The organism is Delftia sp., from assembly GCF_059499305.1.
The window spans coordinates 106,023-126,317 of record NZ_JCABYI010000002.1 but is presented as its reverse complement, the minus strand read 5'-3'; the positions used below and the strand labels follow the sequence as shown (position 1 = coordinate 126,317).

Sequence of the window (20,295 nt, the reverse complement as noted above, 5' to 3'; positions counted from 1 at the left end):
ATTTGCCCTGCTGAACTGCCCTTCCTGACCGACAGCGAGAACTCTCCATGACCGCTCCCTCCACCGTCTCACGCGCCTCGGCGCGCTCCATGGCCCAGGTCTCGCTGTTCGCGGCACTGATGGCCGTCATGGGCCTGATTCCCAAGATCGACCTGCCGCTGGGCGTGCCCATCACCATCCAGTCGCTGGGCGTGATGCTGGCCGGCGTGATGCTCGGCCCCTGGCGCGGCATGCAGTCCATGCTGCTGTTCCTTGCGGCCGTGGCCGTGGGCCTGCCCCTGCTGTCGGGCGGGCGCGGCGGCATTGCCGTCTTCATGGCGCCCTCGGCCGGCTACCTGCTGGGCTACCCGCTGGCGGCCTGCATTGCCGGCCTGGTCATGCGTGCGCTGCCCCAGGGATCGCCCCGGCGCGCGGCGCTCAGCGCCTTTGCGGCCTCGGCGCTGGGCGGGCTGGTGGCCCTGCATGCCTTCGGCGTGCTGGGGCTGATGCTGATGGCCAAGCTCAGCCTGTCGCAGGCCTTCATGGCCACCTTGCTGTTCGTGCCCGGCGATCTGGTCAAGTGCGTGCTGTGCGCCCTGGTGGTGCACACGGTGGCGCGCGGCATGCCGGACTGGCCGTTCGGAGGCCGCCAGCATGGCTGAGCCATCCGCGCCCCACCCGCTGGCCGCGCCGCTGCAGCACCCGTGGACCCTGGTCCATGGCCCGCTGGAGCATTGGGCCCGGCAGCGCCCCGATGCGATGGCGCTGCAAAGCGAGGCCGGCCAATGGAGCTTTGCCGCGCTGCATGCCGCCGTGCTGCAGCGCTCGGCCGCGCTGGTGGCCGGCCAGGCGCCAGAGATGCTGCTGGTGGACACGGGCGGCAGCGCCAGCACCGTGGATGCAATCGTCGAATTCCTCGCCATCCTGCACAGCGGCCGCTGCGCCGCCGTGGCCGATCCTGATTGGCCCGATGCCGTGCGCAGCCGCATCGAGGGCTGGCTGCCCACGGCGCCCAGCGCTCTGGCCGAGGCCACGGCCACCGGCGCCTTCTACACCGGCTTCACCTCGGGCAGCACCGGGCTGCCCAAGGGCTTCATGCGCCACCACCGTTCGTGGACAGAGAGCTTTCGCGTCTGCCTGCAGGACTTCGGCCCCGTGGCCGCGCAGCGCACCATGGCGCCCGGGCGCATCTCGCATTCGCTGTTCCTGTTCGGCGTGATGCAGGGCCTGTGGTGCGGCGAAGGCGCCGTGGTGCAGGAGCGGTTCTCGGCGGCGCGCTGCCTGGCCTCGCTGGCGCGCGGCGAAGCCCCCTGCCTGGTCGCCGTGCCCAGCCAGCTGCTGCTGATGCTGCAATGGGCCGCACACCGCGCGCTGGCGCCCATCCCCGAGGTGGAGCTGATCATGATCAGCGGCGCGCGCTGGATGCGCGCCCAGACCCCGGCCCTGCGCGCGCTGTTTCCGCACGCACGCATCATCGAGTTCTACGGCGCCTCGGAAGCCAGCTTCATCGCCTGGATGGAGGCCGACGAACAGGCCCCGCCCCAGGCCGTGGGCCGGCCCTTCAGCAATGTGCAGCTGCAGATCCGCCCCGCCACGCGGCAGCCCGGCGACCAGCCCCTGCAGCCGGGCGAGGACGGCCTGATCTACATGCGCAGCCCCATGCTGTTCATGGACTATGTGGGCGAGGCGCGCGACGGCACGGCCGCGCTGCGCGACGGCGAATGGCTGTCCGTGCGCGACATGGGCCATATCGATGCCGACGGCCAGCTGTGCCTGGCCGGGCGCCAGAGCCGCATGCTCGTCACCCAGGGCAAGAACCTGTTCCCCGAGGAAGTCGAAACCCTGCTGGCCGCGCACCCGGGCGTCGCCCAGGTCTCCATCCAAGGCCTGCCCGACGCGCTGCGCGGCATGCAGGTGCACGCCGTCGTGCAATGGCACGGCGCCGCGCCCGCAGGCTCCGCACAGGCGCTGGCGGCCTGGCTGCGCGACCGGCTGGAAAGCTACAAGCTGCCGCGCCAATGGTGGAGCTGCACCGACTGGCCGCAGACCGCCAGCGGCAAGACCGACCACGGCCGTCTGGCGCGCGCGCTGGCGGCCACCGCCACGGACACTGGCCGGGCACTGCCCGGCGAACCCGCGCTGCTGCCCCTGCCATGAACCCGCACGACGCCCCCGTCATCCTGGCCTGGGCGCGCAGCCCCGTCGCCCCCGTGGGCGGTGCGCTGCGCGAGCTTGCGGCGCACGAGCTGGGCGCGCCCGTGCTCCAGGCCTTGCTGGCCCGGGCCGGCCTGCCTGCCCGGGCCGTGGATGCCGTGGATGCCGTGGTCTTAGGCAACGCCCTGGGCGCAGGCGGCAACCCGGCCCGCATGCTGGCCCTGGCTGCGGGCCTGCCCGAGCGCTGCGCAGCACACAGCGTGGATACCCAGTGCTGCTCGGGCCTGGACAGCGTGGCCCTGGCTGCAGGCCTGCTGCTGTCGGGCCAAGCCGATATCGTGGTGGCCGGTGGTGCCGAGGCCTGGAGCCGTGCCCCCATCCGCCAGACGCGCCCGCGCCATGCAGGCGAGCTGCCCGTGCCCTTTGAACGCCCCGCCTTCGCCCCCGATCCCGCACGCGACCCGGACCTGCTGCAATCGGCCGCCGACCATGCGCTGGCCCATGGCATCACCCGCGCCGTTCAGGAGGCCCATGCCATCCACAGCCACGCGCAGGCGCTCGCGCACCGCGACCGGCTGGCCCAAGAGATCGTGCCCATGGCGGGGCTGGACCACGACGCCTATCCGCGCGCCTTGAACCCGGCCCGCGTTGCGCGCATGCCCGTGGTGGCCGAAGCGGGTGGCGCCGTTGACGCCCATGCACGCCAGCGCCATGCGCTGAGCACGCCCACCATCTCGCCCAAGGCCGATGGCGCAGCCCTGGTGCTGCTGGCCACGCCGCAGGCCTGTGCACGCCTGGGCCTGCAGCCACGCGCCCGCTGGGTGGCCAGTGCCTCGCTGGGCCATGCGCCCGAAACACCGCTGGTCGCCGCCGCACTGGCGGCCCAGCAGGTGCTGGAGCGTGCAGCCGCAGCGCTGCAGCTGCCTTGCCTGACTGCGGAAGAGCTCCAGGCTGTGGAGCTGCACGATGCCTTCGCCGTGCAGGCCCTGGCCTTTGCCGAAACCCTGGGCCTGCCGCTGCAGCAGCTCAACGCTGGCGGCGGTGGCCTGGCGCGCGGCCATCCCATAGGCGCATCGGGCGCGGTTGCGCTGGTGCGCATGCTCTCAGACCTGCACCGCACGCCAGCAGCCCACAGACCGGCCCTGGGCCTGGCCGCCATTGCAGGGGCTGGCGGCATAGGCGCGGCCTGCCTGGTGCAGGCGCTTTGAATCCATGGACTCCGCATTTCCCATGTCCGCCAACCCACCGTCCGACACCCTTCCCTTTGGCGATGCGCATGAGGCCCTGGTGCACGCGCGCCGCTCCGTGCGCGCCTACCGTCCCGATCCCGTGCCGGACGCGCTGCTGCACCATTTGCTGCAATCGGCCCGCCGGGCGCCCAGCGGCGGCAACCTGCAGCCCGGCCAGTTCATCCAGGTGCGCGGCAGCCTGCGCGGCGCACTCACACAGGCGCTGCTGGCCGACTGGCAAGGCGGAGCACCTGAGCGCGAAGACTACGGCTACTTCCCCCGCCCCATGCCCATGGCGCTGCGCAAGCGCCAGGTGGCGTCGGCCCAGGCCCTGTACAGCGCCCTGGGCGTGGCCCGCGAGGACCGCGCAGGGCGCGACGCGCAGTTCGGCCGCAACTACCGCTTCTTCGATGCGCCCGTGGCCCTGGTCGTGAGCATCGACGCCCGCTTCGGCGCAGGCGGCTACATGGACCTGGGCATGACCCTGTACGGCCTGCAAATGGCCGCAGCCGCCCAGGGCCTTGGCAGCTGCGCCATCGGCGCCCTGGCCTCCTACCCCGACACCGTGCGCCGCGTGCTCGACCTGCCGCCCGGCGAGCACATCGTCTGCGGCCTGGCCCTGGGCTGGCCCGACGAGGCCGCCCCCGTCAACCGCACCCAGACCACCCGCGCACCGCTGACCGAATACTTCAGGGTACTGGGAGAATGAAAAAAAGCTGCCAATGGCAGCTTTTGCAATTCAGCCCTCGCTCGCACTGAACACGGCGACCGAAACCGGCGCAACACATAGCGAGGGACACCGAGCAAGGGCCGCCCCGCAGCGAGGGTGTCGTCCCCCTCCCGCGAAGCGAGAGAGGGGGAAGCGGCGTCAGCCGCTCAGGGGGTGCTTCCTATCAAAACGCAGGGATCACCGACCCCTTGAACTGCACATCAATGAACTGGCGCACTTCATCGGAGTGGTAGGCCTTGATCAGCTGCGCCACCCAGGGCTTGCCCTTGTCGGCATCGCGCGCGACCAGGATGTTCACATAGGGGTTCTTGGCGGCTTCCTGCGCAATGGCATCGGTCTTGGGGTTCAGGCCTGCCGAGATCGCGAAGTTGGTGTTGATGGCCGAGGCGTCCAGGTCATCCAGCGAGCGTGGCAGCTGGGCGGCGTCCAGCTCCACGAAGCGCAGCTTCTTGGGGTTGGAGACCACGTCCAGCGGCGTGGCCTTCAGGCCCGCGCTTTCCTTGAGCTTGATCAGGCCCTGGGCCTGCAGCAGCAGCAGCACGCGGCCACCGTTGGTGGGGTCGTTGGGGATGCCGAACTTGGCGCCCTGGGGCAGGTCGGCCAGCTGCTTGATCTTCTTGGAATAGATGCCGATGGGGAAATTCACCGTGTCGGCCACCCAGCCGATCTTGTAGCCGCGGTCGCGCACCTGGGCGTCGAGGTAGGGGCGGTGCTGGTAGCTGTTGGCGTCCAGGTCACCGGCCGACAGCGCGGCATTGGGCTGCACGTAGTCGCCGAATTCAACGATCTGGATCTTCAGGCCGTTCTTCTCGGCGACCTTCTTGACCTGCTCCATGATCTGGGCGTGCGGGCCGGCCGTGACGCCGACCTTGATGGGCTTGTCCTGCGCCTGCGCGGGCATGGCCAGCAGGGTCATGGCGGCGGTGCTGGCAATCGCGGCGGCCGTGAGCGTGCGGCGGAGGAAATGGCGCTTGGTGGGCATGGATGCGGTTCCTTGTAACCTGTCAAAAACACAGGCGCACACTGTAGCGCCAACACAGCGCACGGCGACCGTACCGGCACACTGCGGCTAGACAGTTTTTTCAGTAGCTCACAACCGGCGCCGCAGCGCGGGCGTCAGCGGTCCTGGAACTCGGGCGTTGCCATGACCTGGTGGGCCACGACATCCAGTACGGGATGGGGTTGCTCCTGGCGGTCTATCCAGACCTTGGGCGTGAAGCTGCCACGCAGCGCCACGGCATCGCCTTCGATCAGATTGCGCAGCACCTCGCAGGCCTGGGCGTCGAATGCAACCACATTGACCGGGATGGAAGTGCCATCGGATGCCTCGGAACGCACGCGGGCCACCATGAAGGGGCGCCGATTGCGGTCGCTGCGGTGTTCGGGCGTACCGGTGAGTCTGCCGGTAATCAGTCCATCCATCATGTGCGAGACCAGGAAGAAATCGTCAGTTACAAAAGACGCCATTGTAGGTGCAGGTCTTACGCATCCAGACCTGGCGGCGCATCTTCACGGTGCATGGAGTTTTCTGCGCTGGCTACCCTCGCCATCCGCGAGGGAGCCGCCTGGCGGAGCTGCACCCGCCCTTCGCCGCAAGGCACAATCGCGCGCAAAATCGAACGTACAAAGCAAAAAGCTCCTGACGTTTCCGTCAGGAGCTTTGCGTTGTGGTCGGCGTGGCGGGATTCGAACTCGCGACCCCTTGCACCCCATGCAAGTGCGCTACCAGGCTGCGCTACACGCCGAAGCATTGAATTATAGGGACTAAAAACGGGCCTTCAGGGAAAACGCAGAGATTTTTCAAAAATGTCTGCAAATTCCTGAAATGGCGACGATCAGCCCCCGCATCTTCTCACCCCTGATGCGTGGCGCGCACGTGGTCCAGCAAGGCCTCCAGCGGATGGCGCACCTGGCGTGCGGACAGGCGCTTGACCTGGCTGCGGCAGGAGTAACCGGTGGCCAGCGGCTCGCCCAGCTCCTGCTTGCCTTCGATCTGCCGGGCCCATGACTGGGCATAGATCGTCTTGGAGGTTTCGAGGTTGCGCGCCTCATGCCCGTAGGTGCCCGACATGCCGCAGCAGCCCGTGGCCTCCACGCTCAGGCGCAGGCCCCGTCGCTCGAAGAGCTGTGCCCACTGCTTGCCGCTGTCGGGCGCGTTGGTCTTTTCGGTGCAATGGGGCAGCAGGCGGTACGCAGTGCCTGCACTGCCCTCGTTCGTGCGCGCCTCGGGTAGCACCTGCTGCAGCCATTCCTGGGGCAGCGCCACCTTGGGCACCTCGCCCATACCCGGCACCTTGAGGTATTCCTGCCGATAGGCCAGCGTCATGGCCGGGTCCAGCCCCACCAGCGCCACACCGGGCTGAGCCAGTTGCGCCAGCTGCGCGGCATTGCGGATGGCCGCCTTGGCAAAGGCGCCCATGAATCCCTGCACATGCAGCGGCTTGCCATTGGGCAGCAGCGGCGCCAGCCAGACCTGGAACCCCAGGCGCGCCGCCAGCTCGATCAGCACCTGCAGCTGGCCGGTCTCGAAGTAGCGGGTAAAACTGTCCTGCACGATCACCACGCTGCGCGCGCGCTGCTCGGGCGTGAGCGCAGCCAGCGCCTGCGCATCGGCCGCGCGCACCGTCCATTGCCGCAAGGTGGCTGCCAGGTCCAGCCGGCTCAGCAGCGGGCCATCGACCATGCCGATGCGCCGGCTGAGCACATCGCGCATCCATGGCGAGCCCATCACCCCGTTGTAGAGCGCGGGCATGCGCGCCAGCCACGGCATGGTGAATTCCAGCGAGCCGATCAGGTAGTCGCGCACGGGCCGCAGGTAGCGGCGGTGGTAGAGCTCCAGAAAGCGCGAGCGGAATTCGGGCACGTTGACCTTGACGGGACACTGCCCGGCGCAGGACTTGCAGGCCAGGCAGCCGGCCATGGCGTCATAGACCTCGTGCGAGAAATCGGCCTCGCCGCGGCGCGCCGCGCGGCTGTTGCGCCAGCGCGCGGCCAGGCTGGACAGAAAGGGCTGGGGCCGCTGCGCGACCTCCAGCACGTTCACGCCGGCCTGCCCCTGCAGGCGCAGCCATTCGCGCATCAGCGAGGCCCGGCCCTTGGGCGAATGCACGCGCTGGCGCGTGGCCTTCCAGGACGGGCACATGGCGTCGTCCGGGTCGAAGTTGTAGCAGGCGCCATTGCCGTTGCAGTGCATGGCCGCGCCATAGCTTTGCCATACGCGCTCGTCGATCTGCCGGTCCAGCTCGCCGCGCGTGGTGACGCCATCCACCTTGAGCAGCAAGGTCTTGCTGGCCGGCGGCGTGGCGATCTTGCCGGGGTTGAGCTGGTTGTGCGGGTCGAAGGCGGCCTTGAGCTGCTGCAGCGAGGGATACAGCTCGCCGAAGAAGGCCGGCACATATTCGGAGCGCAGGCCCTTGCCGTGCTCGCCCCACAGCAGGCCGCCGTGGCGCTGCGTGAGTTCGGCCACCGCGTCGGAGATGGGGCGCACCAGGGCGGCGTCCACGGGGTTCTTCATGTCCAGGATGGGGCGCACATGCAGCACGCCGGCATCGACGTGGCCGAACATGCCGTATTGCAGGCCGTGGCTGTCCAGCAGCGCGCGGAACTCGGCAATGAACTCGGGCAGGTTCTCGGGCGGCACGGCCGTGTCTTCGACAAAGGGCTGGGGCCGCGCCTCGCCCGCCACGTTGCCCAGCAGGCCCACGGCGCGCTTGCGCATGGCATAGACGCGGTGGACCGCTGCATTGCCCGCCGCCAGCGTATGGCCCAGCCGCTCCACGGAGGTATCCGCGCCCAGGTGCGCGATGAAGGCCTGCACGCGGCCATCGACCTCCTGCGGATCGTCGCCGCTGAATTCCACCAGGTTGATGCCCAGCGTGGGGCGCTGGCCGTCCTGCGGGAAGTACTCGGCCACGCTGGTCCAGACGAAATCCTTCATGGCCAGCAGCAGCACCTTGGAATCCACCGTCTCGATGGACAGCGGCCGGTGTGCCATCAGCGCGCGCGCATCGCGCAGCGCGTCCATGAAGCCCGCGTAGCGCACATTGACCAGCACCGAGTACCGGGGAATGGGCAGCACGTTGAGCCGCGCCTCCACCACGAAACCCAGCGAGCCCTCGGCGCCGCACAGCACGCTGTTGAGGTTGAAGCGCCCGTCGCCTTCGCGCAGATGGGCCAGGTCATAGCCGGTGAGGCAGCGGTTGAGCTTGGGGAATCTGGCCTCGATCAACTCTGCCTGGTCCTCGCTGATGCGCCGCGCCGTGCGGTGCACCTTGCCGATGCGCCCCGAATCGGCGCACATGCGCTCCAGCGCCTCGGCATCCAGCGGCGCGCTGTGCAGGCGCTCGCCGCCCAGCAGCACGAAGTCCAGCGCCAGCACGTGGTCGCGCGTCTTGCCATAGGTGCAGCTGCCCTGCCCGCTGGCATCGGTGTTGATCATGCCGCCGATAGTGGCGCGGTTGGAGGTGGACAGCTCGGGCGCAAAGAACAGTCCGTATGGCTTGAGCGCGGCGTTGAGCTGGTCCTTGACCACGCCGGCCTGCACGCGCACCCAGCGCTGCTCGGCATTGATTTCGAGGATGCCATTCATGTGCCGCGACAAGTCCATGGTCACGCCATGCGTGAGCGACTGCCCGTTCGTGCCCGTGCCGCCGCCGCGCGGTGTCAGCACCACATCGCGGAACTCAGGCCGCGCCAGCACCTGCGCCGCCCTGGCCACATCCTCGGCGTGACGCGGGTAGATGGCCGCCTGCGGCATGCGCTGGTAGATGGAGTTGTCCGTGGCCAGCACGGTGCGGCTGGCATGGTCCGTGTCCACGTCGCCCTCGAAGCCGGCGGCCTTCAACGCTTCAAGAAACTCAAGGTATTGGGCAGGCACGGGGGCGCTGGCGTGGGGCAGTGGGGCAATCGACATGGAAGGCAAGGTGGGGAGATTTGTTGCTGGCGATCAGCCCAGGAAACCCATGCATGCAATACACGATTTCAGGCCGACCATGGCCGCAAGTATCTCTACACTCATCCTCTGGAACAAACGAAAATTGCAGCCGCGAACACTGCATAAAACTCATGAATTACCGACGCCTGACGCCCTCCATGTCCCTGCTGCTGGTCTTCGAGGCGGCCGCGCGCCACGAAAGCTATGCGCGAGCGGCCGAGGAGCTGTCGCTCAGCCAGAGCGCCATCAGCCGGCAGGTGCAGACACTGGAGGCGCAGCTGGGCATCAGCCTGTTCCGCCGCGAGGGCCGCACGGTGCGCCTGACTGATGTGGGGCGCCGCTACTTCATCGACCTGGGCGCCGCGCTGGGCCGCATACGCAGCGCCACCCTGCAGGCCATGTCACGCCAGTCCGGCGGTGGCACGCTCAACCTGGCCACCCTGCCCACCTTCGGCTCCAAATGGCTGCTGCCGCACCTGCATGGCTTCTACCAGGCGCAGCCCGGGGTGACGATGCACATCCACTCGCGCATCGGCGATATCGATTTCGACAGCGCAGAGATAGACGCCGCCATCACCGTGGGCACGGGAGACTGGCCCGGGCTGACCGCGCATCGCCTGTATCACGAGTTCCTGGTGGCGGTGGCCAGCCCGCAGGCGCTGCAGCAGGCCGGGCAGGCAGCAGCCTCGCCGGATTGGGCGGGCCAGCAGGTGCTGCTCACGGTGGCCAGCAACCGGCAGGCCTGGAGCGAGTGGTTCACGCACTATCGGCTCGATCACCGGCAGATGCGGATAGGACCGAGCTTCGAACTGACCTCGCACCTGATACAGGCCGTGCTGGCAGGCATGGGCGTGGGCCTGGTGCCACGGGTACTGGTGGAAGAGGAGATGGCGCGCGGTGAGCTGCACGTGGTGGGAGACGCCATCCCCAGCCAGCGCAGCTACTACCTGGTCTATCCCGAGAGGAACGCGACACTGCCGGCGCTGGCAGCCTTCCGGCAATGGCTGCTTGAGACCTGCGCCCAGGGTTGATTCCCGCGCAACGGCCGCTCCCCTTCAGCGGTTGGTAGCGGTTGGCGATGGCACAAAGAAAAACGGACCACAGCCAGAAGCTGTGGTCCGTATTCATTTATGGTCGGCGTGGCGGGATTCGAACTCGCGACCCCTTGCACCCCATGCAAGTGCGCTACCAGGCTGCGCTACACGCCGAAGAATTCAATTATATACAGCTTTTTGCTCTCAAATAGAAAGCAGCGCACGAATCTGCAAAAGCTCCTCGCGCACGGCCTCCGGCTCCAGCGGAACGCTGGCCGCGGCATCGCCACCGAGCAGCGGCGCGGCAGCCGGCGCCGACACCGCGACACCGGCCTGCAGCGCGGGAACCACGGCAGACCCCGAGGCCTCACGCAGGCGGTTGCGCGCGCCATTGATGGTGAAGCCCTGCTCGTAGAGCAGCTCACGGATGCGCCGGATCATCAGCACTTCATGGTGCTGGTAGTAGCGGCGGTTGCCGCGCCGCTTCATGGGGCGCAGCTGCGTGAACTCCTGCTCCCAGTAGCGCAGCACATGCGGCTTGACGTCGCACAGATCCGCGACCTCACCGATGGTGAAGTAGCGCTTGGCGGGAATCTGGGGCAGAAGTGAAGCCATGGCAAATGTGGATGAAGTCAGGATGTGCAATGCCGCTGGTGCGCGGACGCTGATCCGGGAAGAAGGCCGAGCCTACTGCACAGCTCGCCTGCAAGCCAGCACCCTGTCGTAAAAACAGCCCATCCACCGCGAGGCAGACAGGCTGGCGACAGCTGGCCATGCAGGCCCGGGCCGGTTTTCCTCAGGCCTGGGAGCCCGATGTGCCTTCCTGGATCTGCTCCTTGAGCTTGCTGCTCGCATGGAAGGTCACGACGCGGCGCGCCTCGATCGGAATGGCCTCGCCCGTGCGCGGATTGCGCCCCGGACGCGGCGCCTTGGTGCGGATCTGGAAGTTGCCGAAGCCCGACAGCTTCACATCCTCGCCCGACACCAGGCTTTGCGAGACCAGCTCGAAGAACGCATCCACCATTTCCTTGGATTCGCGCTTGTTCAGGCCGATCTCGTCGAACAGCAGATCCGCCAGCTGCGCCTTGGTCAGCGCAGGCGAATCAAGACTTTCCACCGCCAGTTCCATCACAGGATCTCCTTTCACGGCATGCACCCTCCATCATGCGCGCAGGCGCGCACCCAGACGCTGCTGCAGCTGCTCGAGCACGGCCTGCACGGCCTGCTCGATCTGCACATCCGTCAGCGAGCTGTCGTCATGGCCCAGCGTCAGGCGCACGGCCAGGCTCTTTTCGTCCTGCGCCAGCGCGCCCGGTGCCGCTGTCTCGCCGGCCTTGAGCGCCTTGGGACGGAACACATCGAACAGCACGGCAGAGCGCAGCAAGCCGCCGGTCTGGGCAGCTTCCACCGCCTGCATCAGCTGGGCATGCGTGGTCTTTTCGTTCACGACCACGGCAATGTCGCGCTCCACGGCCTGGTGCTTGGCCACGGGCTTGAACACCGGCACCTCGCGCGCCAGCACGGCATCGAGCTCCAGCTCGAACAGCACGGGCGCCTGGGCCAGATCCCATTGCTGGCGCCACTGGGGATGCAGCTCGCCGATGAAGCCGATGGACTGGCCATCGAGCAGCACGCGTGCGCAGCGGCCCGGGTGCATGGCCGGATGCTCGGCCGGCTCGAACACGGGCTTGCGCGGCGCCAGCAGCGCCTCGACATCGCCCTTGACGTCGTAGAAGTCGACCTTGGTCTCGCCACGAGCCCATTGCAGCTGCTCGGCAGCTCCCCAGGCCAGGCCCGCCACGCGCATGGGCTGGTAGAAGCCCTTGACCGTGGTGTCGCTGTCAACAACGCTGTCATCCTTGAGGAAGACACGGCCCAGCTCGAACACGCGCACGCGCTCGGCCTTGCGGTCGGCATTGAACTTGAGCACCTGCATGAGCGAGCCGATGAGGCTGGAGCGCATCACGCTGAGCTGGCTTGCGATGGGGTTGAGCAGCTGGATGGGATTGGCGTTGCCGGCCAGATCCTTCTCCCACGCGGCTTCCACAAAGCTGAAGTTGATGGTTTCCTGGTAGCCCAGATCGGCCAGCGCGCGGCGAACGGCGAACTGGCTGCGGCGGTTCTCGGCGCGCAGCTTGGGCGCAATGGGCGCCAGCGGCTTGCTCGTGGGCAGGTTCTCGTAACCCACCATGCGCGCCACTTCCTCGATCAGATCTTCCTCGATGTTGATGTCGAAGCGGAAGCTGGGCGGCGTGACGGTGAGCACGCCATCGCCCTGCTCCACCGGCAGGCCCAGGCCGGCCAGCGCATCGTGGCACTGCTGCTGCGTGAGCGGCATGCCGATGACCTTGGCCGCACGCGCCACGCGCAGCGTGACGGGCTTGGGCTGGGGCATGTTGGACTTCTGGTCGTCGATGGGGCCGCAGACGGTCTCGGGCGTGCCGCAGATCTGCAGCACCAGTTCCGTGATGCGCTCGATGTGCTCGACCGTCAGTTCGGGATCGACGCCGCGCTCGAAGCGGTGGCCCGCATCGGTGGAGAAGTTGTAGCGGCGCGAACGGCCGGCAATCGACTTGGGCCACCAGAAGGCCGCCTCGATGTAGATGTGGCGCGTGTCGTCGGACACGGCCGTGGCGTCGCCGCCCATGATGCCGGCCAGCGATTCGACTTCGCGCTCATCGGCGATCACGCCCACCTGGCCATCCACGGTGACGGTATTGCCGTTGAGCAGCTTGAGCTGCTCGCCTTCCTTGCCCCAGCGCACCTGCAGGCCGCCGTGGATCTTGTCCAGGTCAAAGATGTGGGAGGGGCGGCCCAGCTCGAACATCACATAGTTGGAGATGTCCACCAGCGGCGCCACGCTGCGCTGGCCGCAGCGCGCCAGACGATCGACCATCCACTGCGGCGTCTTCGCCTGGGTGTTGACGTTGCGCACCACGCGGCCCGAGAAGCGGCCGCACAGGTCGGGCGCCTCGATCTTCACGGCCAGCCTGTCCTGCACACCCACCGCAGCAGGCGTGAACGACTGGGGCTTGAGCGGCGCACCGGTCAGCGCAGCCACTTCGCGCGCCACGCCATAGACGCTCAGGCAATGCGCCAGGTTGGGCGTGAGCTTGAGCGTGAACAGGGTGTCATCCAGGTTCAGGTATTCGCGGATGTTCTGGCCCAGGGGCGCGTCCAGCGGCAGCTCCATCAGGCCGCCATGGTCCTCGGACAGCTTGAGTTCGCGTGCCGAGCACAGCATGCCGAAGCTCTCCACGCCGCGCAGCTTGCCGATCTTGATGAGGAAGGGCTTGCCGTCTTCACCGGGCGGCAACTCGGCGCCCACCGTGGCGCAGGGCACGCGGATGCCCACGCGCGCGTTGGGCGCGCCGCAGACGATGGTCAGCAGCTCGGGCCCGCCCACATCGACCTGGCACACGCGCAGGCGATCGGCATTGGGATGCTGCTCGGCAGCCTTGATCTCGCCGACGACAATCTTGGTGAACGGCGGTGCCACGGGCTCCAGCTCCTCCACCTCCAGGCCGGCCATGGTCAGGGTGTCGGCCAGCTCTTGGGTGGTCAGCGGCGGATTGCAGAACTCGCGCAGCCAGGATTCGGGAAATTGCATATCAGACTCTTTGGCGTTGGTTCGGTCCGCGCGCCGCGGCGCTGGCGGACCCCATGAACGTATTGACGACTCTCATTCCAAGCCCCCGAACAGCCTGACCATGCGACTGGCGTGGTTCAGGCCGGAGACGCCGAGCAAGAGCCGCCTCGCGGCGAGGGCGTCGTCCCCCTCCCAGGGGGATGGCGCGCAGCGCCTCAGGGGGCGATCCATTTCTAACGGAATTGCGACAGGAAGCGGATATCGCCGTCAAAAAACAGACGCAGATCGTTGACGCCATAGCGCAGCATGGTCAGGCGGTCAGGACCCATGCCAAAGGCAAAGCCGATGTACTTCTCGGGGTCCAGCCCCATGTTGCGCACCACGTTGGGGTGCACCTGGCCGGAGCCGGCCACCTCCAGCCAGCGGCCGGCCAGCGGGCCGCTCTGGAACTGGATATCGATCTCGGCGCTGGGCTCGGTGAAGGGGAAGAAGCTGGGACGGAAGCGCAGCACCAGGTCATCGCTCTCGAAGAAGGTCTTGCAGAAGTCGGTGAAGACCACCTTCAGATCCTTGAAGCTGACGTTCTCGCCGATCCACAGGCCTTCGCACTGGTGGAACATGGGCGAGTGCGTGGCATCGCTGTCCACGCGGTAGGTGCGACCCGGCGCGATCACGCGGATCTCGGGCATGCCCTGGCCGGCGTCCAGCCGCTCACGGTATTTCTTGACGTGCTGCACGGCATGGCGCACCTGCATGGGGCTGGTGTGCGTGCGCAGCAGATTGGGGGCCTGCTCCGTGCCGCCTTCCACGTAGAAGGTATCGTGCATGGAACGGGCGGGATGGTCTTCGGGCGTGTTCAGCGCCGTGAAGTTGAACCAGTCGGACTCGATCTCGGGGCCCTCGGCCACATCGAAGCCCATGGAGCCGAAGATGCCCTCGATGCGCTCCAGCGTCAGCGACACGGGGTGCAGGCCGCCCTGGCCACGGCGACGGCCTGGCAAGGTCACATCCAGCACCTCGGCCTTCAGGTGGGCCTGCAGTTCGGCATCGGCCAGGGCCTTGCGGCGCGCGGTCAGCGCGGCCTCGATGCCTTGCTTGGCCACGTTGATGGCGGCTCCGCGCGACTTCTTCTCTTCGACGGAAAGCTGCGCCATGCCCTTCATGAGCTCGGTCACCTTGCCCGACTTGCCCAGAAACTGCGCCTTGGCGTTTTCCAGATCAGCGGGGGTTTGTGCCTGCGCGAACAGCTGCTGCGCGCTCTCGACCAGAGAATCCAACTCGTTCATATCGACTCTTTATCGACTGTGAAAAGAAACAAGGGCTAGCAGCCTTTTCAAGCCCTAGCCCTTGCTGTTTGCGCTGCAAGCCATCACGAGGATGGCCACAGACCGTTATCTCAAGCAGCCAGCTTGGCCTTGACTTGATCAACGATGCTGCTGAAAGCAGCCTTGTCGTGCACCGCGATATCGGCCAGCATCTTGCGGTCGATCTCGATGGCTGCCTTCTTCAGGCCGTTGGCGAACTGGCTGTAGGTCAGGCCCAGTTCACGTGCAGCGGCGTTGATACGGGCGATCCACAGACGGCGGAACACGCGCTTCTTGGCACGGCGGTCACGGTAGGCATATTGCCCAGCCTTCATCACCGCCTGCTTGGCGATGCGGAAGACATTGCCGCGGCGGCCGCGGAAACCCTTGGAAAGGGCCAGAACTTTTTTGTGACGGGCGCGGGCCGTTACACCACGTTTGACGCGAGGCATGTGTTTTCTCCTTGTTCGTCAGTGAATTACAGGCCAGCCATCGGCAGCATCTGTGCGATCGAGCCCATGTTGGTCTCATGCACAGCCACTGCACCACGCAGGTGACGCTTGTTCTTGGTGGTCTTCTTGGTCAAGATGTGACGCTTGAAGGCTTGACCGCGCTTGACGGTGCCACCGGGACGAACGCGAAAACGCTTCTTCGCGCTGCTCTTGGTCTTCATTTTGGGCATTTGAATGCTCCTGTTGTTTGTGCTCGTGAGGCGGCTCGCAACACTGCGCGCACTTGCTGGCCCCGAGACACTTCTGTGCCAGCCCGAAGGCCGGCAAGAACAAGGGACATGGATACCATGTCCCTTGCATCGCACGCCCCGCGCAATCGACTCGCGCAAGGCCTGCAAATTCTGTCGCCCCTCAGCGAAGGGCGAAACCGCGATTATGCCTTATCAGCCACCGCAGGTGCAGCAGAAACCTCTGCTTGCGGTTTGCCACCGGTGGTGGGCTTCTTGCGCGCAGGGGCGATCATCATCACCATCTGGCGGCCTTCGAGCTTGGGGAACTGCTCCACCTGGATGGAGTCCGCCAGATCGTCACGCAGACGGTTCAGCAGGTCCAGACCGATCTGCTGGTGCGTGATTTCACGGCCGCGGAAACGCAGCGTGATCTTGCACTTGTCACCATCGGCCAGGAATCGGCGGATGTTGCGCAGCTTGATGTTGTAGTCGCCGTCGTCGGTACCAGGGCGGAATTTCACTTCCTTGATTTCAATGACGGTCTGCTTGGCCTTGGCTTCGGCAGCCTTCTTCTGTTCAAGGTACTTGAACTTGCCATAGTCCATCAACCGGCAGACAGGCGGAGTGGCCGTGGCGGCGATTTCCACCAGGTCCACGTCCAACTCGCCCGCCATGCGCAGCGCTTCCTGCAGAGGCACGATGCCCAGCGGCTCGTTCTCCGGGCCGGACAGACGCACTTCAGGCGCCATGATTTCACGGTTGAGACGATGCTTGCGCTCTTCACGGTGGCGCCGATCACGAAATTCAGTAGCTATGGTTCTCACCCTTGGATTTAAGTTGCTACAACAGCGTAGCCGCTTGTGTGCAGTACACGCCAAACGGCTAACGCCTTTGGAGATGCTCCGTCAGGCCTTCGCCGCGATGTCCTTGGCCACGAGTTCAATGAACGCGTCGACCGACATCACTCCGAGGTCCTTGTTGCCCCGTGCGCGCACTGCCACTGCGCCAGCGGCCTTCTCCTTGTCGCCTGCAACAAGGATGTAAGGCAGCTTTTGCAACGAATGCTCCCGTATTTTATACGTAATCTTTTCGTTGCGCAGATCTGTCGCCACCCTAAGGCCTTGATTCGGAAATGCTTTTTGCAGCTTTTGCGCGACTTCCCGCACATAGTCCGCCTGCGCGTCAGTGATATTGAGCACGGCCGCCTGCACAGGAGCCAGCCATGTCGGCATGGCACCGGCATGCTGCTCGATGAGGATGCCGATGAAACGCTCCAGGCTGCCGACGATGGCACGGTGCAGCATCACGGGGCGATGGCGATCGCCGTCTTCACCCACGTATTCCGCATCCAGGCGCTCGGGCATGGAGAAGTCGACCTGGATGGTGCCGCACTGCCACTGGCGACCGATGGCGTCCTTGAGCGTGTACTCGATCTTGGGACCGTAGAACGCGCCATCGCCGGGCGAGATCACGTACTCGCAGCCCGAAGCCTCCAGGCTGTTGATCAGCGCGGCCTCCGCCTTGTCCCAGCTTTCATCGGAGCCGATGCGCGCCTCGGGGCGCGTGGCGACCTTGTAGATGATGTCGCTGAAACCGAAGTCCGCGTAGACCTTTTGCAGCAGCGTGGTGAAAGCCAGCACCTCGGGCTGGATCTGGTCTTCGGTGCAGAAGACGTGGCCGTCATCCTGCGTGAAGCCGCGCACGCGCATGATGCCGTGCAGACCGCCCGTGGGCTCGTTGCGGTGGCACTGGCCGAACTCGCCGTAGCGCAGCGGCAGGTCGCGGTAGCTCTTGATGCCCTGCTTGAAGATCAGGATGTGGCCGGGGCAGTTCATCGGCTTGAGCGCATAGTCGCGCTTTTCCGACTCGGTCGTGAACATGTTCTCGCGGTACTTGTCCCAGTGGCCGGTCTTCTCCCACAGGGTCTTGTCCAGGATCTGCGGACCCTTGACCTCCTGGTAGCCGTTGTCGCGGTACACGCGGCGCATGTACTGCTCGACCTCTTGCCACAAAGCCCAACCCTTCGGATGCCAGAACACGGTGCCTGGCGAATGCTCGTCGATGTGGAACAGATCCAGTTCACGACCCAGCTTGCGGTGGTCGCGCTTTTCGGCCTCCTCCAGCATGTGCAGGTACTGCTGCAGGTCGTCCTTGGTAGCCCAGGCCGTGCCGTACACGCGCTGCAGCATCTCGTTGCGATGGTCACCGCGCCAGTAGGCGCCAGCCACCTTCATCAGCTTGAAGAACTTGAGCTTGCCGGTGCTCGGCACGTGCGGGCCGCGGCACAGATCCTCGAAACCGCCTTCGCGGTACAGGCTCACATCCTCGTTCGAGGGGATGCTGGCGATGATCTCGGCCTTGTAGTTCTCGCCCATGCCCTTGAAGTAGGCCACGGCCTCGTCGCGCGGCAGCACGCGGCGCACCACGGGCTCGTCCTTGGCAGCCAGCTCGGCCATGCGTTTTTCGATGGCGACCAGGTCCTCGGGCGTGAAAGGACGCTTGTACGAGAAGTCGTAGTAGAAGCCATTCTCGATGACGGGGCCGATGGTGACCTGGGCGTCAGGAAACAGATCCTTGACGGCGTAGGCCAGCAAGTGGGCCGTCGAATGACGGATCACGTCCAGGCCATCTGCATCCTTGGCCGTCACGATGGACAGGGGCATGTCCTTGTCGATCACAAAGCTGGTGTCCACCACCTTGGCGTCGTCGCCCGTGCCAACCTTGCCAGCCAGTGCAGCCTTGGCAAGGCCCGTGCCTATCGATGCAGCCACTTCGGCCACGGTGACCGGACCGGGATACTCGCGTTGCGAACCATCGGGAAGCGTAATGTGGATCATGGGATTCCTAAAAATATTTCTCAGGGGGTGCGCCATCCCCCAAAAGCAAAAAAGCGCGGAGCCTGGTCCGCGCTTTGTTGGGGTCGAGTGAATCTCGTGCAGGCGCGAACCGCCAGCCGCTAGCGGCCGGTGTACATCTCCGATGTAGTTCGCGGTGTCATAACCATGATGCCTTTCTCGCCCTTGTCAGTTGAAAACTCCTTGCATTTTAACCCCAGCAAAGAAAAAGCGCCCGAAGCACAAGGCCCCGGACGCTTTTTCACCCCTATCTACCTGAAGTTGCACTCACCGAAGCCGCGCTTCAGTGGAATTGCTCCTCTTCCGTGGAGCCGGTCAGTGCCTTGACGCTGGACGAGCCACCCTGGATCACCGTGGTCACGTCGTCGAAGTAGCCTGCGCCCACTTCCTGCTGGTGAGACACGAAGGTGTAGCCTTGTTCGCGGGCTGCGAATTCGGGCTCCTGCACCATGTTCACGTAGTGCTTCATGCCTTCGCCGTTGGCGTAGGCGTGGGCAAACTTGAAGGTGTTGAACCAGTTGATGTGAATGCCGGCCAGCGTGATGAATTGGAACTTGTAGCCCAACGCAGACAGCTCTTCCTGGAAGGAGGCAATCTGGCTGTCGTTGAGGTTCTTCTTCCAGTTGAACGACGGCGAGCAGTTGTAGCTCAGCAGCTTGCCTGGGCAGGCACCATGCACGGCCTGGGCGAACTCGCGGGCAAAGCCGATGTCAGGCACGCCGGTTTCGCACCACACCAGGTCTGCATAGGGTGCGTAGGCCACGCCGCGGCTGATGGATTGCTCCATGCCGTTCCTGACCCGGTAGAAGCCTTCCTGCGTGCGCTCGCCGGTCAGGAACGGCTTGTCGTTGGCGTCATGGTCCGAGGTGATCAGGTTGGCGGCTTCAGCATCGGTACGGGCCAGCACGATGGTGGGCACGCCCATCACGTCGGCGGCAAAGCGCGCGGAGATCAGCTTCTCGACGGCTTCCTGGGTAGGCACCAGCACCTTGCCACCCATGTGGCCGCACTTCTTCACGGCGGCCAACTGGTCCTCGAAGTGCACGCCTGCCGCGCCAGCGGCAATCATGTTCTTCATCAGCTCGAACGCGTTGAGCACGCCGCCGAAGCCGGCTTCGGCATCCGCCACGATGGGCAGGAAGTAGTCGATGAATTCCTTGTCGCCGGGGTTGATGCCACGGCTCCACTGGATTTCGTCGGCGCGCTTGAAGGTGTTGTTGATGCGGCGCACCATGGTGGGCACCGAGTCATAGGCGTACAGCGACTGGTCGGGGTACATGGTTTCGCTGGTGTTGCCGTCGGCAGCCACCTGCCAGCCCGACAGGTACACCGCTTCCAGGCCGGCCTTGGCCTGCTGCATGGCCTGGCCCGCAGAGATGGCGCCAAAGGCATTCACGTAGCCTTTCTTGGCACCGCCGTTGATCCTGTCCCAGAGCAGTTCCGCGCCGCGCTGGGCCAGAGTGTATTCAGGCTGCAGGCTGCCGCGAAGACGCACCACGTCAGCGGCGCTGTAGCCACGCTTGACACCCTTCCAACGGGGGTTCTGCGCCCAGTCTTTCTCAAGGGCGGAAATCTGTTGTTCGCGGCTCAGTTGCTGGGTCAGGGATTGGGGCATGTTGCTCTCCTGGGAGGTTGTTGAAACAAGCGGCTTTCTTGCGTCGGCCTTGGGATCAAATTTAAGTCTTATAGAAGACCCGATCAACATCTTGTGTCTTATACAAGACTAAATTTTTCTTCATAAAAATCAACAGCTTATTTTCATATTTTTCAATATGAAATTGCATTTCTCGTATTGAGAAAAAATGG

At 65.6% G+C, this 20,295-nt stretch carries 17 protein-coding genes and 2 tRNA genes; 5 read left to right on the top strand and 14 right to left on the bottom strand.

Going from position 1 to position 20,295, the window contains the following annotated elements; genetic code table 11:
- Nucleotides 1–47: 47 nt before the first annotated feature.
- Genes AC5I49_RS01545 through AC5I49_RS01530 form a run of 4 tightly spaced genes read left to right on the top strand, consistent with a single transcriptional unit; the run spans nucleotide 48 to nucleotide 4,071 of the window.
- Nucleotides 48–641, top strand: coding sequence for a biotin transporter BioY (locus tag AC5I49_RS01545; protein ID WP_016448270.1), 594 nt, complete (start codon nucleotides 48–50; stop codon nucleotides 639–641).
- On the top strand, nucleotides 634–2,136 hold the full coding sequence (locus tag AC5I49_RS01540) for an AMP-binding protein (protein ID WP_495788730.1): 1,503 nt from the start codon (nucleotides 634–636) through the stop codon (nucleotides 2,134–2,136). Before AC5I49_RS01545 ends, AC5I49_RS01540 begins: the two co-directional genes overlap by 8 nt.
- A complete protein-coding gene (locus tag AC5I49_RS01535; protein WP_495788729.1) occupies nucleotides 2,133–3,341 on the top strand; it encodes a thiolase family protein in 1,209 nt (402 codons plus the stop codon). Before AC5I49_RS01540 ends, AC5I49_RS01535 begins: the two co-directional genes overlap by 4 nt.
- A 4-nt stretch (nucleotides 3,342–3,345) precedes the next feature.
- Nucleotides 3,346–4,071 (top strand): nitroreductase, encoded by a 726-nt coding sequence (locus AC5I49_RS01530; RefSeq protein ID WP_046240119.1) that lies wholly within the window; start codon nucleotides 3,346–3,348, stop codon nucleotides 4,069–4,071.
- Nucleotides 4,072–4,255: 184 nt separating this feature from the next.
- On the opposite strand, the gene AC5I49_RS01525 is transcribed toward AC5I49_RS01530, so the two are convergent.
- The 4 genes from AC5I49_RS01525 to ydiJ all read right to left on the bottom strand — a co-directional run bounded on the left by AC5I49_RS01525 (nucleotide 4,256) and on the right by ydiJ (nucleotide 9,004).
- A complete protein-coding gene (locus AC5I49_RS01525; RefSeq protein ID WP_016448274.1) occupies nucleotides 4,256–5,074 on the bottom strand; it encodes a MetQ/NlpA family ABC transporter substrate-binding protein in 819 nt (272 codons plus the stop codon).
- Nucleotides 5,075–5,208: 134 nt separating this feature from the next.
- Nucleotides 5,209–5,559, bottom strand: a complete 351-nt coding sequence (locus AC5I49_RS01520; RefSeq protein WP_012206405.1) for a single-stranded DNA-binding protein — start codon at nucleotides 5,557–5,559, stop codon at nucleotides 5,209–5,211.
- A gap of 201 nt (nucleotides 5,560–5,760) precedes the next feature.
- Nucleotides 5,761–5,837, bottom strand: a tRNA-Pro gene (locus AC5I49_RS01515).
- Between the two features lie 107 nt (nucleotides 5,838–5,944).
- The gene (gene ydiJ / locus AC5I49_RS01510) at nucleotides 5,945–9,004 is read right to left on the bottom strand and encodes a D-2-hydroxyglutarate dehydrogenase YdiJ (protein WP_495788728.1); all 3,060 of its coding nucleotides are present in this window, start codon (nucleotides 9,002–9,004) and stop codon (nucleotides 5,945–5,947) included.
- A 53-nt stretch (nucleotides 9,005–9,057) separates the two neighbouring features.
- On the opposite strand from ydiJ, the gene AC5I49_RS01505 reads away from it, so the two are divergent.
- Entirely contained in the window at nucleotides 9,058–10,056 is a 999-nt protein-coding gene (locus AC5I49_RS01505) for a LysR substrate-binding domain-containing protein (protein WP_392458603.1), read from the top strand.
- 100 nt (nucleotides 10,057–10,156) lie between these two features.
- On the opposite strand, the gene AC5I49_RS01500 is transcribed toward AC5I49_RS01505, so the two are convergent.
- From AC5I49_RS01500 to aceA, 10 genes are all read right to left on the bottom strand, one after another.
- Nucleotides 10,157–10,233, bottom strand: a tRNA-Pro gene (locus tag AC5I49_RS01500).
- Nucleotides 10,234–10,263: 30 nt separating this feature from the next.
- The gene (locus AC5I49_RS01495) at nucleotides 10,264–10,674 is read right to left on the bottom strand and encodes a MerR family transcriptional regulator (RefSeq protein ID WP_016453295.1); all 411 of its coding nucleotides are present in this window, start codon (nucleotides 10,672–10,674) and stop codon (nucleotides 10,264–10,266) included.
- Between the two features lie 181 nt (nucleotides 10,675–10,855).
- Nucleotides 10,856–11,188 carry an integration host factor subunit alpha gene (locus AC5I49_RS01490; RefSeq protein WP_016448314.1) on the bottom strand — a complete coding sequence of 111 codons (333 nt, stop codon included), beginning with the start codon at nucleotides 11,186–11,188 and terminating at the stop codon, nucleotides 10,856–10,858.
- Nucleotides 11,189–11,221: 33 nt separating this feature from the next.
- Nucleotides 11,222–13,669 (bottom strand): phenylalanine--tRNA ligase subunit beta, encoded by a 2,448-nt coding sequence (gene pheT, locus AC5I49_RS01485; RefSeq protein ID WP_017406031.1) that lies wholly within the window; start codon nucleotides 13,667–13,669, stop codon nucleotides 11,222–11,224.
- A gap of 212 nt (nucleotides 13,670–13,881) precedes the next feature.
- The gene (pheS, locus tag AC5I49_RS01480) at nucleotides 13,882–14,934 is read right to left on the bottom strand and encodes a phenylalanine--tRNA ligase subunit alpha (RefSeq protein WP_012206411.1); all 1,053 of its coding nucleotides are present in this window, start codon (nucleotides 14,932–14,934) and stop codon (nucleotides 13,882–13,884) included.
- Nucleotides 14,935–15,044: 110 nt separating this feature from the next.
- Nucleotides 15,045–15,404 (bottom strand): 50S ribosomal protein L20, encoded by a 360-nt coding sequence (gene rplT, locus AC5I49_RS01475; protein WP_012206412.1) that lies wholly within the window; start codon nucleotides 15,402–15,404, stop codon nucleotides 15,045–15,047.
- A 26-nt stretch (nucleotides 15,405–15,430) separates the two neighbouring features.
- Entirely contained in the window at nucleotides 15,431–15,634 is a 204-nt protein-coding gene (rpmI, locus tag AC5I49_RS01470; RefSeq protein WP_046240115.1) for a 50S ribosomal protein L35, read from the bottom strand.
- A gap of 203 nt (nucleotides 15,635–15,837) precedes the next feature.
- Entirely contained in the window at nucleotides 15,838–16,458 is a 621-nt protein-coding gene (gene infC / locus AC5I49_RS01465) for a translation initiation factor IF-3 (RefSeq protein WP_074923479.1), read from the bottom strand.
- Between the two features lie 81 nt (nucleotides 16,459–16,539).
- Nucleotides 16,540–18,471, bottom strand: coding sequence for a threonine--tRNA ligase (gene thrS / locus AC5I49_RS01460; protein WP_016448317.1), 1,932 nt, complete (start codon nucleotides 18,469–18,471; stop codon nucleotides 16,540–16,542).
- A 301-nt stretch (nucleotides 18,472–18,772) separates the two neighbouring features.
- Nucleotides 18,773–20,104 (bottom strand): isocitrate lyase, encoded by a 1,332-nt coding sequence (gene aceA / locus AC5I49_RS01455; RefSeq protein WP_016448318.1) that lies wholly within the window; start codon nucleotides 20,102–20,104, stop codon nucleotides 18,773–18,775.
- Between the last annotated feature and the right edge of the window lie 191 nt (nucleotides 20,105–20,295).